Source organism: Solitalea longa (assembly GCF_002920915.1).
GTDB lineage: Bacteria > Bacteroidota > Bacteroidia > Sphingobacteriales > Sphingobacteriaceae > Solitalea > Solitalea longa.
On sequence record NZ_PQVF01000008.1, the window covers coordinates 136534 to 152185 of the forward strand.

Here is a 15652-nt window from a genome sequence, read left to right on the forward strand (position 1 = left end):
TTCTTATCCAGAAAGACGGAGGGACAGGCCCGATGAAGTCTTAGCAACCTTAATGATCTTGCATTAAAAGGTGCTAATTCCTGTGACGCAACAGTTTGTGTCATGAAGATAAGCAAGTAGCAATTTTAACCTACGCTGATAAAATCCAATTTTATTTCTTCAACAAACTGCCACCGTCATAGATAATAATTGACGATTCGTATTGCACTTCGAAAACTCGTTCTGATTTAGAATTAAACTATTACTCATAACTTATTCATCAACAACTTTTTATGAGCAAAAAAATTAAATTAGGTTTATTTGGATTTGGCTGCGTGGGTCAGGGTTTGTACAATGTATTAAATCAAACAGAAGGCATTAAAGCAGAGATACTTAAAATTTGTATTAAAAATGCAGATAAAAAACGTGCTCTTCCTGCCGAATACTTCACAGTTGAAAAAAACGAAATTCTGTTTAACGACGATATTAATGTTGTTGTTGAGATGATTGACGATGCGGAGGCTGCTTTTGAAATTGTTAAGACAGCGCTTCAAAATGGTAAAGCTGTGGTAACCGCCAATAAAAAGATGATTGCCGATCATTTTGTTGAATTGTATGAGTTGCAACAACAATACAATGTTCCATTGTTGTATGAAGCTTCTGCTTGCGCCAGTATTCCAATTATCAGAAACCTTGAAGAATATTACGACAATGATCTATTAGGTGCTGTTGAAGGTATTTTCAATGGTTCTACCAATTATATTTTAACCAAAATCTTTAAAGATAATATTGATTTTGCTACCGCTTTAAAGCAAGCCCAGGATATAGGCTTTGCCGAAACTGATCCCACACTGGATGTTGAAGCTTATGATCCAAAGTATAAGCTATGTATAATTTTAGCTCATACCTTCGGATTATTTGTAAAACCTGAAGAAGTATTTAACTACGGAATTCAGAACTTATCAACTTTCGACATTCAGTATGCAAATGAAAAAGGTTACAAAATTAAACTGGTTGCATTCTGTCGTAAGGTAGATAACAAGATTGTTGCCGGAGTGTTGCCGCGTTTTATCAAACCGGAAAACAAACTTTACAATATTGAAAATGAATACAACGGTATTTTAGTAGAAAGTGCTTTTACTGAATCACAGTTTTTTGCCGGTAAAGGAGCTGGAAGCAATCCTACTGGTTCTGCAGTTCTTTCAGACATATCAGCCCTTACCTACAACTACAAGTACGAATACAAAAAACATAACCGTGGTGCTAAAGTTGAGTTAACTGATAATTTTTCAGTCGATTTATATGTTCGCTATTCAACCGCTAACCCTATTGACACTAAGCTGTTCTCAAAAATCAAGGAATCATATGCCAACACTGATTCGGCTTACGTAGTAGGAACCATTAATTTTTCCGACTTACGTAAATCAGATTTATTAAAACGTAAGGACATTAATTTGATCGTCGCCGCCGATTCGAAATTTGAAGCCATTCAAAATAATGTTGCAAGTTCTAAAGAAGCAGTGGAGATCTGCTAATTTAGAAACCTTTATAAATAAGAAAATGTCCGTGAAACAGTTTTGCTACGCGGGCATTTTTATTTATATTCAACTCTCTAACAATGTTTTACGCTCACACTAACACAATAAACAATGGAAGCGACCGCAGAATTAATTAAAGCCATTGAGACCAATCAAAAGAAAACTGTTGAACTTTTAATTTCATTAAGCCCTGAATTAGCCAGTTCAACCCTCTCCTCTGGCCTGTCAACTCTCTTGCTAGCTTCTTATTATCGCCACCAGGAAATGGTTGACTTACTTTTAAAGAATCTTGTTCAAATTGATTTACATGAAGCCTCAGCCATAGGACAAACCGGTTTGGTGGATGAGTTACTCGATTGTAATCCTTTTTCGGTTGATGCATTTTCGGCGGATGGATTTACACCGTTGGGTTATGCCTGTTATTTCAACCATTATGATACGGCTAAATTATTGATTCATTGTGGGGCCGATGTCAACCTGGCATCTGATAACGATTTTAAAGTTGCTCCTATTCATTCGGCGGTTGCTTGTAACAGCGTTGAAATTACCAACCTGCTTATTAGCAATAATGCGAATGTTAATGTAATGCAGGCTCTCGGTGCAACTCCATTGCATACTGCGGCCCATAACGGAAATCACCAATTGGTTTCAATCCTGTTAAAAGCCGGAGCCGATAAGCATGCAAGAATGAATGATGGAAGAACACCACTTGAAATGGCATTGGAGAAAAAATATAAAGAACTGGAAACCTTCCTGGTTTAATAAACTACATTTCCCAGATACTGCTTTTTCTTTTCTGTTTAAGGTATAATCGTAAATCTAGCACCAAAGCCGCGAATAGATAAAATATTATAGGAAAACCCACTGCTATAAACGAAGCATAAATAAAAAACAATCTCAATTTTGATGTTGAAATATTAAATCGCTCGGCAATATAATTACAAACACCGAACGACTGACGTTCGAAAAAACAAATTATTCGTTGTAGCATTTCTTCAATAGTTTTACTCCAATGGCGCAAGTTAAACATTTTTTCTTATCACAATACCTTGTTTTTAAATGAAGTAAGGCCTGTGAGTCGGCTGCATTCTTGCTTTTAATTCCAACCTCTGCAAATTGTTTAACAATCAAATTTTGCTCTGATTTAATAGTTTGTAGCAAATTTAAGGCCTTTGTTGCAAGTGTCTCATCTCCCATTTTTTTGCCATAGACAAACATAAACGGTATCACCACATTGATTAAAATAATAAAAATTGATTTTTTCCCTAATGTTTTTCTTTGACTTGATAATGTTGTTTTTCCGAACAAGTAATGAGCATTCCAGTAATCATTAGCTTCAACTGCAAATAATTCCTCGAGTTCCTTAAGACTATTGCTCTCAATAATTCTCGAAAATAAATGGCTCGATTTATAAATTAAAGCCGCAAACTGTGAAATACGTATGGTTGGGAAATTTGAAGGCCGCAAGCGTAAGAATTTCCACAAGTAATTATCAATTGGACTTAATGAATATTTTTTCTGCAAAAAGGCATATTCCTTTTTCAGTGATAAAAAATAGGGATCATTAAAATGGTCACTTAAAAATCCCCCTTGCCCAAACAGTAAGGCCTCTAGTTGCAATAAATTAGTTTTATGTTTTGCATAAATAATTGAAGAAATGGATCGTGCAAGCAATAAAAAAGTTTCGGCATTAACGTGAAATCCAAAACTCCGGGCCATTAAACGATAAAAAGTTTCTTCCCAGTTTTGTATGGTTAAATCAAGCTCAGTTTCAATTATTACGGCTTTTTCTTCTAAACGCTCAACTATTAACCGATCTAACCAATTATCAAAAGTGAATGAATCTATAGAGCCGATTAAAGCATCACAAGCAAAATAATGATCATTCTCTGATAAGAGTTGATACCTGTTTAACAACTGCGGTTGAATGTATTGGGATATATCCAGTGTTGGTATCAAATAGCCGGCAGTATTTTTTACCTGGCAATCATTTTTGTACACAACATGAAGGATCACATTGTCATACAACTTATCATTAGTATGGTGATGCTTGTTCCAATCAGAAGCTTGTTGATGAATTTCAACGTTTCCGGCCCAAATTGTTTTTCCAATTTTTAGCCTTGCATTAAAAAAGTCAGGACCGGCATTTTTATTGTGAACACCCGTATGAATAATTTCAATAGGATCGCCATCCGTTGTTTGTAAATGAAGTACATCAAAAAGTTTATACTTCCATATAAAATGTAAAAGTTCTTCTTTCATAGATAGGTAGGCTGTGTTTACTAAATATAATAATCCTGAATAGTATAAAACAAAAAAGGCTCAACGTATTTAAACATTGAGCCTTTTTCGAAATCTGATTTTAGATTATCTTAAATATTTATCAAGCAGGATATCCATTTCATCACGAAGCTTTTTAGCCTCCACACGTGCCTTTTCCGCGAAATCTTCACCATTTGACGCATATATAATACCTCTGGATGAGTTAACCAGCAATCCACATTTATCATTCATTCCGTATTGGGCCACTTCTTGCAAACTGCCGCCCTGGGCTCCCACACCCGGCACCAATAAAAAATTATCAGGAGCAATATTGCGTATAACTTCCAGCTCACTAGCTCGTGTAGCCCCCACAACAAACATTAATCGATCGGCATTGGCCCATGTATGAGCCTGTTTTATCACCTTTTCATACAGCCGTTCCTCAGCATTCACCAACGAAAACTGAAAATCCTTGCTGCCATTATTAGAGGTTAAAGCCAGCAAAATGACCCATTTATTTTCGAAATTTAAGAATGGACTTACACTATCAATACCCATGTAAGGAGCAACGGTGATTGAATCAAAATCAAAACCTGATTCTTTCTTGTTAAAAAATGCCCGGGCGTACATTTCTGAAGTATTTCCAATATCCCCTCTTTTTGCATCAGCTATGGTGAATATATCCGACGGGATAAGATCCATAGTTTGCTGAAGATCTTGCCAGCCCTGTACTCCCCTGCTTTCATAAAAAGCTGTATTAGGCTTAAATGAAACACAATATTCTGCCGTTGCTTCAATAATCTGTTTATTGAATTCAACTACAGGATTTTCATATTTCAGTAAATGTTTAGGTATTTTGGTAAGATCCGTATCAAGTCCAACACACAAAAAAGATCTTTTTTTCAGAATGTTATCAAAAAGCTGTTGCCTGTTCATTTTTAAAGATTTGGGCAAATTTAGGATATTTTTGGTATTGAAGAATTATATAATACTTGTTAAGACCAAACTAAATATGGTAGTTAATGCCAAAAACCGCTATATTAAAAAGTTAAAACAAATCGAATAAAAAATTTGATTAATAAAATTTAATAACTACTATTGCAATGTTATCTCTTTCTAAACTCTATTTGAGAGGAAAAATTCAATAACTTTTCTGAATAAAAAATCAATATTAAAATTCATACTACTTAACATTTAGTTAATATCCCTTTTAATAAACAATCTAAACTGATTCCTAATTTTTTTTTATAATTGATGTACGACATTATTGAACTGAACGATAAGCTCGTTTCGGAGCTTAGAGAAATTGCTAAGGGACTTGGGATTTCTGATTACGACGAATTAAGGAAACAGGAGTTAATTTACCGCATCCTTGATAATCAGGCTATTTCGAGTATTAGCACCGAATCTCCGGCAGAAGAATATCCAATTGCGGATACTGAGATGGATGGAGATGAGCCAGTTTTTGATGATGATTCGCTGAAAGAAGTATCCAAACGCAAACGCATTACCCGTAAAGTTTCCAAAGAACCTGAAAAAGTAGTTTACGGAGGAAAACCAGCTCCTGAATCAGAAACTCCCCCTGCCCAAAGTACTCCAGCTGCCATTTCAACAGAGGAACCACAACAAGAAAACCGCGTTCAACGTCGTCGTACCGAACCAACCGCAGAAAGAGCTCCACGTCAGGAGCGTCAAAATCCTAATCAGCCACCCGTTCAAAGAACCAGCCTAGAATCATCGGCCCTTTCAACTGTTGATTTTGAGAATGTTATTGTAAATGAAGGTGTTTTAGAAATCATGCCTGATGGTTACGGTTTTCTTCGTTCTGCTGATTACAATTATTTAACTTCACCTGACGATATTTACGTATCTCAGTCACAAATAAAACTTTTTGGCTTAAAAACCGGCGATACCGTTCGCGGTAGTATTCGCCCACCAAAAGAAGGTGAAAAATACTTCCCTTTGGTGCGAGTAGAATCAATTAACGGACGAGTTCCAGCTGAGGTTCGCGATCGTGTTCCATTTGATTACTTAACCCCGCTTTTCCCTTACGAACGCTTGAACTTATTTACCAATACAGGTAATTTCTCTACCCGTATCATGGATATGTTCACTCCTATTGGTAAAGGACAACGTGGTATGATCGTGGCACAACCAAAAACCGGTAAAACTTCGTTATTGAAAGATGTGGCTAATGCCATTGCTGCCAATCACCCTGAGGTTTACCTGATCATTTTATTGATCGATGAACGTCCGGAAGAGGTTACAGATATGGCTCGTAACGTTAAGGCCGAAGTAATTTCATCAACCTTCGATGAACCAGCGGAGCGCCATGTTAAAATCGCCAACATCGTATTGGAAAAAGCAAAACGTATGGTTGAATGTGGTCATGACGTTGTGATTCTGTTAGACTCAATTACGCGTTTAGCCCGTGCTTATAACACTGTTCAACCTGCCTCAGGTAAAATTTTATCGGGTGGTGTTGATGCCAACGCTTTACATAAGCCCAAACGTTTCTTTGGTGCGGCCCGTAAAATTGAAAACGGTGGTTCATTAACCATTTTAGCTACCGCATTAATTGACACCGGATCTAAAATGGATGAGGTGATCTTTGAAGAGTTTAAAGGAACCGGTAACATGGAACTTCAGTTAGATCGTAAACTATCTAATAAACGAGTTTACCCTGCTATCGACCTTACTGCTTCGAGTACTCGTCGTGAAGATCTGCTGTTGGATAAAGACATGCTTCAACGTATCTGGATTTTACGTAACCACTTAGCTGATATGACCTCACAAGAGGCTATGGAATTCATGCTCTCGCGCATGAAGGGAACGAAATCAAATGAAGAGTTCCTGGTTTCAATGAATGGATAAGTAAACCGATTTAGAAATAAGATCAGAGACATAAGATAAGAATGAAAGCATTCAAAGTCTTATGTCTCTTTTCTTAAATCTGTTTCCTAATGAAAAAGCACATTCCAAATTTTATTACTTGCTTAAATCTTTTTTGCGGATGCATAGCAGCGGTATATGCAATTGAAGCAAAGGAGATTTCTGACCTTAAAATAGTTACCTATTTAATGTTGCTGGCAGCATTTTTCGATTTTATTGATGGATTTGCCGCCCGCCTATTAAAAGCACCTTCAGCTATTGGTAAAGATCTTGATTCACTTGCCGATATGGTAAGCTTCGGGTTTGTTCCTGGAACGATCCTGTTCTCTATTTTAAAACATTCATTATTGCCTGATTATCAATATTGGGCCTATTCCGGATATATAGTTACTGTATTTTCAGCACTCAGACTTGCAAAGTTTAATAATGACGACCGGCAAACTGATATGTTCATTGGTGTTCCAACGCCGATAAATGCGTTATTTATTGGTTCGCTCACTTTTATTTTTGACAGTTATCCAATTATAAAATGGGCACTGCAATACCCTCCTTATTTTATCTTTTTGCTGATCATTGTGCAAAGTTATTTACTGGTTTCGGAACTACCGTTAATAGCACTTAAGTTTAAGTCGTTCGATTGGCAATCAAATAAACTTAGGTATATTTTAATCATCTCTTCGGTGGTGTTCATCATTTTATTTAAATTTGCCGCCGTTCCGTTGATCTTATTTGTTTACATCTTATTATCACTGGTTCAATATAAACTTTCATTATAATGTTGTTGATTGATTTGATCAACACGCACAAATTAAATTAAATATAACTCATGAAATTTATTGCTGAAATCGACGTAATGCCTCTAAAGGAAATCCTTGATCCTCAGGGAAAAGCTGTAACCGGAAGTATGAAAAACTTAGGTTTAAGTGAAATTCATAATGTACGTATCGGAAAGCACATTACTTTAGAAATTGACGCTGAAACCGAAGCTGCAGCTAAAGAAAAAGTTGATTTAGCTTGCCAAAAATTGCTGGCAAACTTAATTATGGAGCAATATCATTTCACTTTGCACCAGGCCTAATCTTTACCACAAAGATTATTGACATAAAAGAACAGGACTTCTTGAAAAGGAATAATATTCCTATTTAAGAAATTAAACATGCCGATATAAGTAATATCGGCATGTTTCTTTTATAACTATTTAAATTTCCTTACCTCCAATGGATCAATGCATTCCTTCAACAAGTCTTGAATTGACTTCATGAAAACAGGATGGATAACATCAGAAGCAATGTCATTTAAAGGCGTTAAAGCAAATTTTCGAAACTGTAACTGTGGATGGGGAATTGTTAATCGTTGTGAATTAGTAATATAACTACCCAACAGTAAAATATCAATATCTATAACTCGGGCTCCCCAATGCTCTATACGTTGCCGGCCTAAATCAAGCTCAATTTGTAAAATCTCCGTTAAAATCTTAGTCGGATCAACTTCGAAAGGTTGGATTTTCACTGCCTGATTTAAGAAATCAGGTTGATCAATCTTTCCCCAGGCACTAGTTTCATAAACCGACGATATTTTTTCAATCTCTCCCACTCTCTTTCCTAACAAATTAATTGCATTCGTCAGATTTTCCTCTCTATTGCCTAAATTCCCTCCCAGCAATACATATAAATCGCTCATCAAGTCGTTATAAATATAAAATGAAGAGCAATTTTAATAATAATTTATTTAGTATAATTGTATAGCAATTTGATTATTCAAACATCCACCTGCAAAAATTTAATATATAATATATACGCTTTTATTTCAATAGTACGCTATGGCTCAATTCTTTAAGTTTGTTTTTGCCTCAATGCTGGGTACGTTCCTTACCTTGGTTATTGCTTCCATATTATTTGTATCTATAATAGTTGGGATTGTTAATTCGGCAAGTAAGGAAAAAAATGTTCAGGTAAGCGATGATTCAATTCTTATGCTTGACTTTGACTATGATATTCCGGAACGTTCACCTATTGATCCATTTTCGGATTATAACTATAATGATTTCCAGAGTAAAAATACTGTAGGTCTTAATGATATTTTAAGTGGTATTAAAAAGGCTAAAGAAGATCCTAAGATTCTCGGAATTTATATTAATACCTCATCTGTAGGTGGAGGATTTGCTACAACTGAAGAGATCAGAAATGCATTATTGGATTTTAAACTATCAAAGAAGTTCATTGTTGCCTACAGTGAGTTTTACACGCAAAAGGGTTATTACGTAGCTTCCGTTGCTGATAAAATTTACCTGAACCCTGCAGGTGATATTGAATTTAAAGGTTTCGGAACCCAAATTATGTTTTTAAAAGGTGCTTTAGATAAGTTAGAAATTGAGCCTCAGGTAATTAAAGTAGGAACCTACAAAAGTGCCGTTGAACCATTTGTTTTAGATAAAATGAGTGATGCTAATCGCTTGCAAACTGCTTCGTTTTTAGGCTCGATGTATAACCATTTTCTACTTAAAATCAGCAACGAAAGGGGTATAAATGCGGATTCATTGAGAGTGATCGCTAACAAGTTATTAATTCAGCGTGCAGAAGATGCTGTTAAATTTAAGCTGGCTGATGGTTTAAAGTATAAGGACGAAGTGATGGCTGATCTAAAATCACGGACCAATGTTAAACCTGAAGATGACTTAAAGGTAATAACCTTAAAAAAATACAAAAGCGCTGAAACAGAGATCAAGGATGACTTGCCAACCGATCGTATCGCGGTAGTTTATGCAACCGGTGAAATCATCAGCGGTGAAGGCGATGATAATACGATTGGCTCAGAACGTATATCGAAAGCAATAAGGGATGTTAGAGAAGATAAAAAGGTTAAAGCGATTGTATTTAGGGTTAATTCGCCCGGAGGCAGCGCCCTTGCATCAGATGTTATTTGGAGAGAGGTGGAACTTGCCCGTAAAGTTAAACCGGTAGTAGTGTCGATGGGCGACTACGCAGCGTCGGGTGGCTACTATATTTCGTGTGCCGCTACAAAAATTTATGCCGATCCTAATACCATTACAGGTTCCATTGGCGTATTTGGCATTATTCCAAATGCTCAAAAGTTTTTCAATAATAAGTTGGGCGTTACGTTTGATGGCGTTAAAACCGGTGAATATGCTGATATGGGAACCATCAGCCGTCCGTTAACAGAATCGGAACGGGCAATTTTACAACAACAAGTGAACAATACTTATGGAACTTTTACTAAAAAAGTAGCTGAAGGACGCAAAAAAACAGCCCTTGGTGTCGACAGTATTGGCCAAGGAAGAGTTTGGAGTGGTATTGAAGCTTTGGAAATCGGATTGGTTGATAAGCTGGGCGGTATTTCCGACGCTATTGCCGATGCAGCAAAACTTGCCAACATTAAATCATATCGTACAGTAAGCTATCCTTCACAGAAATCCATTTTAGAAAGTTTCTTTGGCAATGTTTCCGACGATATTCAAACCTCAATTATGAAAAAAGAGCTGGGTGAAGAATATAAGATCTATAAACAGATCAGGAAAATATCTCAATTGAACGGTGTTCAGGCCCGTCTCCCATTTGAAATTTCTGTTAATTAATTAAATCTTAATTTATAATAAACAAATCGCTCATGAAACGCACAGCAACCGCTATCTGGAAAGGTTCAGGCAAAGAAGGCCAAGGAACTCTTTCATCACAAAGTACAGTTTTAAATAATACGCAGTATTCATTTAACAGCAGATTTGCCGAAGGAATTGGAACCAATCCCGAAGAACTGGTGGCTGCCGCACATGCAGGTTGTTTTAGTATGAAACTTAGTTTTTCGCTAAATGAAGCCGGCTTTACCGCTGATGAAATTCATACCGATTGCGCAATAAGCTTTGAGAATGGTGCGATTGTCGAAAGTCATTTAACCTTAAGGGCTAAGGTTCCGGGAATTGATGCCGATAAGTTTGCGGCCTGTGCTGAAGATGCAGAGAAGAACTGCCCTATTTCAAAATTATTAAATACAAAAATTACGCTTGATGCTCAATTGGTTTAGCTTCAAATATTTTTAAAAAACATTAAATGGCCGTAATTAACGGCCTTTTTTATTTAATTTCCGAGGAAAATGAAATCTAACTAGTCGCCATTCATACTTTTGTTTTAGGAATTAATCTATTTTTGTGACATGGAGAACAAAATGATCGCTCGCACATTGCGACTACTTTCGCAATTAATGGAATTACAGGAAGAAAATCCTTTTAAGATAAAATCTGTTGCAAATGCAGCTTTTAAAGTGGATAAATCTCCAGTAAAAATAAGCGATCTAAGCCTCGAACAACTTGAAAAGGTGGATGGTCTTGGCAAAAGTATCGCTCTAAAAGTTGATGAATTGAACCGGACCGGCACCATTGAGGAGTTAACGCAGCTTTTAGCCCTCACCCCTGCCGGTATTGTAGAAATGCTATCCATTAAAGGATTGGGACCCAAAAAAGTTCAGATCATTTGGAAACAGCTAAATATTGAAAGCATTGGTGAGCTTTATTACGCTTGCAATGAGAATCGTTTAGTTGAAGCAAAAGGTTTCGGATTAAAAACCCAGGAAGAGATTAAAAAGGTCATAGAGTTTACCATGTCGAATGTCGGTAAACTGCTTTATTCTCAAGCCGAAGTTTTAAATGATGCGATATTAATGGGGCTCAATACAATTCCTTCAGTTAATAAAGTTAGTACTGCGGGTCAATTTGCCAGAAAATGCGATATCATTGACAATTTGATTTTTGTACTTGAAACGAGTAATGAGGCTGAAGTTGTTTCGATTCTTCAAAATGATGAAAATTTTGCTGGCAGTCTAACTTCAGAAAATACCTGGCTTGGTACTTACCATAACTTTTCCATCGAACTTAAGTTTTGCAATGAGGCAGATTATGCCTGGAATATGTTCGTTTCTACCAGCAGCGAAACTCATCTAAATGAAATTGCCAATGTTAAACCACTGGAATCTCTTAAATCTTTAACAACTGCAGAAGAAATATACAAATCGGTAAACTGGCCGTATATCCTGCCGGAACTTCGGGAAGACTGGAACCTGGAAAAATTACAATCAATAGATCAGCAAAACTTAATTAGGTTAGAAGACCTTAAGGGTACGATTCATAATCATAGTACTTACAGCGATGGTATACATACCCTAAAAGAAATGGCTGTTTATTGTAAGGAATTGGGCTATGAATATTTAGGTATCTGTGATCACTCTAAATCAGCTTTTTATGCAAATGGATTAACAGAAGACCGTCTTCTTCTCCAGCACCAGGAAATTGATAAATTAAACCAGGAACTTGCACCATTCAGGATTTTTAAAGGTATTGAATCGGATATTCTGTACGACGGATCTTTGGATTATGCGGACGAAATTTTGGCAAGTTTTGATTTGGTTGTAGCTTCAGTTCACTCACTATTAAAAATGACAAAAGAAAAAGCGAACGAACGTTTAATTCAAGCTATTGAAAATCCATTTACCACTGTTTTAGGCCACCCTACCGGTCGATTATTACTTGCACGTGAAGGATATCCTATTGATCATCAATTAATTATTGATGCCTGTTCCGCCAATAACGTAGTTATTGAATTGAATGCGAATCCGCTTAGACTTGATTTAGACTGGCGCTGGATAGATTATGCACTTAGCAAAAATGTAATGATCTCTATCAACCCTGATGCCCACCGAAAAGAAGGCTATCACGATATGAAATATGGAGTTAATGTGGCTAGAAAAGGTGGATTAACTAAAAACATGTGTTTTAATGCGTTATCAGCAGTAGAAATCGCTGAAAAATTTGTCTCAAAAAAATCGTTAATTAAATCCTAATCAAACAGATTAATGCATGAATAAGTAACATTTAACTTTAGCGATGAAGACACTATACCTGATAAGACATGCAAAATCGGATAAGTCGGTTTATAATATGCCTGATTTTGATCGGCCTCTGAATGAACGAGGATTAAAAGATGCGCCGGCAATGGGAGTAATCCTTGCCCGAAAAATTACAAAACCAGACCTGATCATTTCTAGCCCTGCCCTGAGAGCACATACCACGGCAAAATTATTTGCCGAAAAACTGGTATATCCTGTCGATAATATTCGTTTATGTGAAACTATTTATGAAGCAAGTGTTTCTTCATTACTGAAACTTGTGAACAACCTTGAAGATGAGCTCAATACGATTATAATGTTTGGCCATAATCCGGGGTTTACTGATTTTTTTAATTATTTAACCGATAATAACCTGATAAACCTGCCTACTTGCGGCATTGTTAAGATAGATTTTGATTTAGAAAGCTGGGAAATGATCAGCCACGGAACCGGCGTTTCAACCTATATTGATTATCCGAAGAATAACTAAAAAATAAGCCCTAATCCAACGGGCGTTGGTATTAGGGCTTCGACCAATTTATCAATAAACCTTAGGGTTGAGGAACAAATACATTACGACGACTCGAATACGTTTCATCGTGTTGGCTAAGATCAAGTCCAATATTCTCATTCTCAGCATTTACGCGTAGCCCAATTAAGGCATTCGCTATTTTAAATATTACCCACGAAACTGAGAAGCTATACAGCACTACAATTAAAAGGGCAATCAAATGTTTGTTAAACAGATCAATACCACCGTAGAACAAGCCATCGGCGCCATTAGGGTTAATTGTTTTACTAGCAAAAACACCTGTCAACAGCATACCTACAATACCTCCCAAGCCATGGCAAGGGAATACATCGAGTGTATCGTCAATAGAAGTTTTTGATTTCCAGTGAACCGCTAAATTTGAAATAATGCTGGTAACTGCACCGATGAATATACTGGGGCCGATGGCAACAAAGCCTGCTCCAGGTGTAATGGCCACCAATCCTACAACTGCACCGATGCAGGCTCCCAAGGCAGAAGGTTTTCTACCTCGGGCAGCATCGAAGAAAATCCAACTAAGCGCTGCTGCGGCAGAAGCAACAGCGGTGGTGGCAAAAGCATACACAGCCAGTGATGATGCCGATAAAGCGGAACCGGCGTTGAATCCAAACCATCCGAACCACAACATTCCGGTTCCAAGTATTACATAAGGTATATTGGCAGGGAAAATACTGTTACCTTTTAACAGGTCCTGACGGGGTTTTAACACAAGTGCACCTGCTAAAGCCGCACAACCCGCCGAAATATGCACAACTGTTCCACCAGCAAAATCTAAAACGCCCATTTTAAAGAGAAAACCATCCGGATGCCAGGTCCAGTGCGCCAGTGGCGCATAAACAAACAGGCAGAATAAAATCATTACTACCAGGTAACCGGCAAATTTTATGCGCTCTGCAACGGCTCCAACTACAATAGCCGGAGTAATAACTGCAAATTTTAATTGAAAAACTGCAAACAATAACAAAGGTATGGTTGGAGCGAGTTTCCATGGGTCACCGCTAAAAACATTACTAAACATAAAAAAGGTCTTCGGATTTCCAATAAATCCTCCAATGTCATCACCAAAGGCCAAACTGAAACCTACAACCACCCAAAGAACAGTTATCACTCCCAATGCAATAAAACTTGATAACATTGTTGAGATTATGTTCTTTTTATTAACCATTCCACCATAAAAGAAGGCTAAACCAGGAGTCATAAAGAAAACAAAAGCAGAAGCTGTTAAAATCCAGGCTACATCGGCAGGAACAATAGAAGATTTGTTTGGATTCTCACCAGAAATTGGAGCAAACAGGCCGGCTACTGAAATTAGTAGAAGAATTGTTAAAAAGAATGACCATTTTTTCGACATAACCCTATTTCTTTTTGTTTACATCGTAAAAATAAGACAAAATTTTAATTTTTAAGAAAAAACAAAATAAAAATTTAATTTTTTTTGAGTTAACAGTCAAAAATAGAATAAATTTTCCCTGGATACTGCTTTATTATTGCATTAACCTCCAGATTAAGAAGTATTTTAGAAATATTACCTGAAGAATATTGAGATTTAAGAAGCAAATCATCAATAGAAATTAAGTTTTCAGATTTAATGATGTCGAAAATTACCTTTTCGTCAGTATTTAATTCATAAAACAACTCTTTCTGACTTATCTTCTTGATTTTATTTTGCGCCCAACCCATAAAAAACTCAAAATCTTTGGCTCCTGTTATTAATTGTGCGCCGCTACTTTTGATCAATTGATTGCATCCGACAGAAAATTCATCAAAAACTCTCCCCGGAAAAGCAAACACGTCTCTATTATAGCTATTGGCAATATCAGCAGTAATTAATGCTCCTCCCGATTCACCTGCTTCTATAACAATGGTGGCATCACACATTCCAGCTACAATACGGTTACGTTTGGGAAAATTTTCACGATCTGGTTTTGAACGGGAAACAAATTCAGTAATTAACGCGCCTTGCTCGAGCATTTTTTGTGCGATGGGCCGGTGAATTGCAGGATAAATTTTATCCAAACCATGAGCTAAAACACCCACAGTGGACAAATTTTGCTTCAGTGCCTCTTTATGAGCGATTATATCAATACCATAAGCCAATCCGCTAACTATAATAGGCTGGTGATGTTGTATCCCTTCAATAAATTGCCTGGTAATTTCTTTTCCGTATTCGGTGGCCTTCCGGGTTCCAACAATATTTATAACTTTTTGCCTATTAAAGTCGCAATTACCTTTTGAATACAACAGTAAGGGTGCATCGGAACAGTTTTTTAATCGCTTGGGATAATTAGGGGAAGTAAAAAAAAGAGAATCTATCTTAAACTTATTAATGAATTCAAGCTCTTCTTCTGCCCTTTTAAAAAAGGATGGATCATGAATGGCAGATGCAACTTTAAGACCGATGCCTGGAATTTTAACTAATGCAGTGTTTTTTGTTTTAAAAACCTCCTCTTCCGATCCACAATAACTTAATAGAGTACGACCGTTAACACTTCCAACACCAGGAATGAGAGTTAGGGCAATTTGATGTAATAACGACAAGGTA

General features: G+C 36.7%; 15 protein-coding genes and 1 riboswitch. Of the genes, 9 read left to right on the plus strand and 6 right to left on the minus strand.

The features are described from left to right. Positions 1–115, plus strand: a riboswitch (SAM riboswitch). 157 nt (positions 116–272) lie between these two features. Next, on the plus strand, positions 273–1514 hold the full coding sequence (locus C3K47_RS12605; RefSeq protein ID WP_103789497.1) for a homoserine dehydrogenase: 1242 nt from the start codon (positions 273–275) through the stop codon (positions 1512–1514). Positions 1515–1628: 114 nt separating this feature from the next. Continuing rightward, positions 1629–2279 (plus strand): ankyrin repeat domain-containing protein, encoded by a 651-nt coding sequence (locus tag C3K47_RS12610; protein ID WP_103789498.1) that lies wholly within the window; start codon positions 1629–1631, stop codon positions 2277–2279. Between the two features lie 4 nt (positions 2280–2283). Here the strand turns inward: C3K47_RS12610 and C3K47_RS12615 are convergent, their stop codons facing one another. The 3 genes from C3K47_RS12615 to pyrF all read right to left on the minus strand — a co-directional run bounded on the left by C3K47_RS12615 (position 2284) and on the right by pyrF (position 4715). Next, on the minus strand, positions 2284–2547 hold the full coding sequence (locus tag C3K47_RS12615; protein ID WP_394341686.1) for a PspC domain-containing protein: 264 nt from the start codon (positions 2545–2547) through the stop codon (positions 2284–2286). Further along, positions 2493–3779, minus strand: a complete 1287-nt coding sequence (locus tag C3K47_RS12620) for a DUF2851 family protein (RefSeq protein WP_103789500.1) — start codon at positions 3777–3779, stop codon at positions 2493–2495. The genes C3K47_RS12615 and C3K47_RS12620 overlap by 55 nt, the downstream gene beginning before the upstream one ends. 105 nt (positions 3780–3884) lie before the next feature. Beyond that, the gene (pyrF, locus tag C3K47_RS12625; protein ID WP_103789501.1) at positions 3885–4715 is read right to left on the minus strand and encodes an orotidine-5'-phosphate decarboxylase; all 831 of its coding nucleotides are present in this window, start codon (positions 4713–4715) and stop codon (positions 3885–3887) included. Between the two features lie 318 nt (positions 4716–5033). Between pyrF and rho the strand changes: the two genes are divergently transcribed. From rho to purS, 3 genes are all read left to right on the plus strand, one after another. After that, a complete protein-coding gene (gene rho, locus C3K47_RS12630) occupies positions 5034–6653 on the plus strand; it encodes a transcription termination factor Rho (protein ID WP_103789502.1) in 1620 nt (539 codons plus the stop codon). A gap of 89 nt (positions 6654–6742) precedes the next feature. Continuing rightward, the gene (locus C3K47_RS12635; RefSeq protein ID WP_103789503.1) at positions 6743–7447 is read left to right on the plus strand and encodes a CDP-alcohol phosphatidyltransferase family protein; all 705 of its coding nucleotides are present in this window, start codon (positions 6743–6745) and stop codon (positions 7445–7447) included. A 50-nt stretch (positions 7448–7497) separates the two neighbouring features. Continuing rightward, positions 7498–7749, plus strand: a complete 252-nt coding sequence (gene purS, locus C3K47_RS12640) for a phosphoribosylformylglycinamidine synthase subunit PurS (protein WP_103789504.1) — start codon at positions 7498–7500, stop codon at positions 7747–7749. Positions 7750–7865: 116 nt separating this feature from the next. Here purS and folK read toward each other — a convergent pair whose 3' ends face one another. Further along, positions 7866–8351, minus strand: a complete 486-nt coding sequence (gene folK, locus C3K47_RS12645) for a 2-amino-4-hydroxy-6-hydroxymethyldihydropteridine diphosphokinase (RefSeq protein ID WP_103789505.1) — start codon at positions 8349–8351, stop codon at positions 7866–7868. Positions 8352–8490: 139 nt separating this feature from the next. Between folK and sppA the strand changes: the two genes are divergently transcribed. The 4 genes from sppA (at position 8491) to C3K47_RS12665 (ending at position 13050) form a co-directional block, all read left to right on the plus strand. Then, positions 8491–10263: a signal peptide peptidase SppA gene (gene sppA, locus C3K47_RS12650; protein ID WP_103789506.1), complete on the plus strand. Its 1773-nt coding sequence runs from the start codon at positions 8491–8493 to the stop codon at positions 10261–10263. A 32-nt stretch (positions 10264–10295) separates the two neighbouring features. Beyond that, positions 10296–10706, plus strand: a complete 411-nt coding sequence (locus C3K47_RS12655; protein WP_103789507.1) for an OsmC family protein — start codon at positions 10296–10298, stop codon at positions 10704–10706. A gap of 129 nt (positions 10707–10835) precedes the next feature. Next, on the plus strand, positions 10836–12515 hold the full coding sequence (locus C3K47_RS12660; protein WP_165784696.1) for a DNA polymerase/3'-5' exonuclease PolX: 1680 nt from the start codon (positions 10836–10838) through the stop codon (positions 12513–12515). Between the two features lie 43 nt (positions 12516–12558). Further along, complete coding sequence (locus C3K47_RS12665; protein ID WP_103789508.1) at positions 12559–13050, plus strand: SixA phosphatase family protein; 492 nt, start codon at positions 12559–12561, stop codon at positions 13048–13050. A 61-nt stretch (positions 13051–13111) separates the two neighbouring features. Here C3K47_RS12665 and C3K47_RS12670 read toward each other — a convergent pair whose 3' ends face one another. After that, complete coding sequence (locus tag C3K47_RS12670) at positions 13112–14461, minus strand: ammonium transporter (protein WP_103789509.1); 1350 nt, start codon at positions 14459–14461, stop codon at positions 13112–13114. An 89-nt stretch (positions 14462–14550) separates the two neighbouring features. Beyond that, positions 14551–15648, minus strand: coding sequence for a DNA-processing protein DprA (dprA, locus tag C3K47_RS12675; protein WP_103789510.1), 1098 nt, complete (start codon positions 15646–15648; stop codon positions 14551–14553). Positions 15649–15652: the final 4 nt, after the last annotated feature.

Bases quoted from the DNA above. Each gene is read 5' to 3' on its own strand.
- C3K47_RS12615 (WP_394341686.1), bottom strand. From the start codon at position 2,547: ATGTTTAACTTGCGCCATTGGAGTAAAACTATTGAAGAAATGCTACAA.
- C3K47_RS12660 (WP_165784696.1), top strand. From the start codon at position 10,836: ATGGAGAACAAAATGATCGCTCGCACATTGCGACTACTTTCGCAATTA.
- rho (WP_103789502.1), top strand. From the start codon at position 5,034: ATGTACGACATTATTGAACTGAACGATAAGCTCGTTTCGGAGCTTAGA.
- C3K47_RS12665 (WP_103789508.1), top strand. From the start codon at position 12,559: ATGAAGACACTATACCTGATAAGACATGCAAAATCGGATAAGTCGGTT.
- pyrF (WP_103789501.1), bottom strand. From the start codon at position 4,715: ATGAACAGGCAACAGCTTTTTGATAACATTCTGAAAAAAAGATCTTTT.
- sppA (WP_103789506.1), top strand. From the start codon at position 8,491: ATGGCTCAATTCTTTAAGTTTGTTTTTGCCTCAATGCTGGGTACGTTC.
- purS (WP_103789504.1), top strand. From the start codon at position 7,498: ATGAAATTTATTGCTGAAATCGACGTAATGCCTCTAAAGGAAATCCTT.
- C3K47_RS12610 (WP_103789498.1), top strand. From the start codon at position 1,629: ATGGAAGCGACCGCAGAATTAATTAAAGCCATTGAGACCAATCAAAAG.
- C3K47_RS12670 (WP_103789509.1), bottom strand. From the start codon at position 14,461: ATGTCGAAAAAATGGTCATTCTTTTTAACAATTCTTCTACTAATTTCA.
- C3K47_RS12605 (WP_103789497.1), top strand. From the start codon at position 273: ATGAGCAAAAAAATTAAATTAGGTTTATTTGGATTTGGCTGCGTGGGT.
- C3K47_RS12635 (WP_103789503.1), top strand. From the start codon at position 6,743: ATGAAAAAGCACATTCCAAATTTTATTACTTGCTTAAATCTTTTTTGC.
- C3K47_RS12620 (WP_103789500.1), bottom strand. From the start codon at position 3,779: ATGAAAGAAGAACTTTTACATTTTATATGGAAGTATAAACTTTTTGAT.
- C3K47_RS12655 (WP_103789507.1), top strand. From the start codon at position 10,296: ATGAAACGCACAGCAACCGCTATCTGGAAAGGTTCAGGCAAAGAAGGC.
- folK (WP_103789505.1), bottom strand. From the start codon at position 8,351: ATGAGCGATTTATATGTATTGCTGGGAGGGAATTTAGGCAATAGAGAG.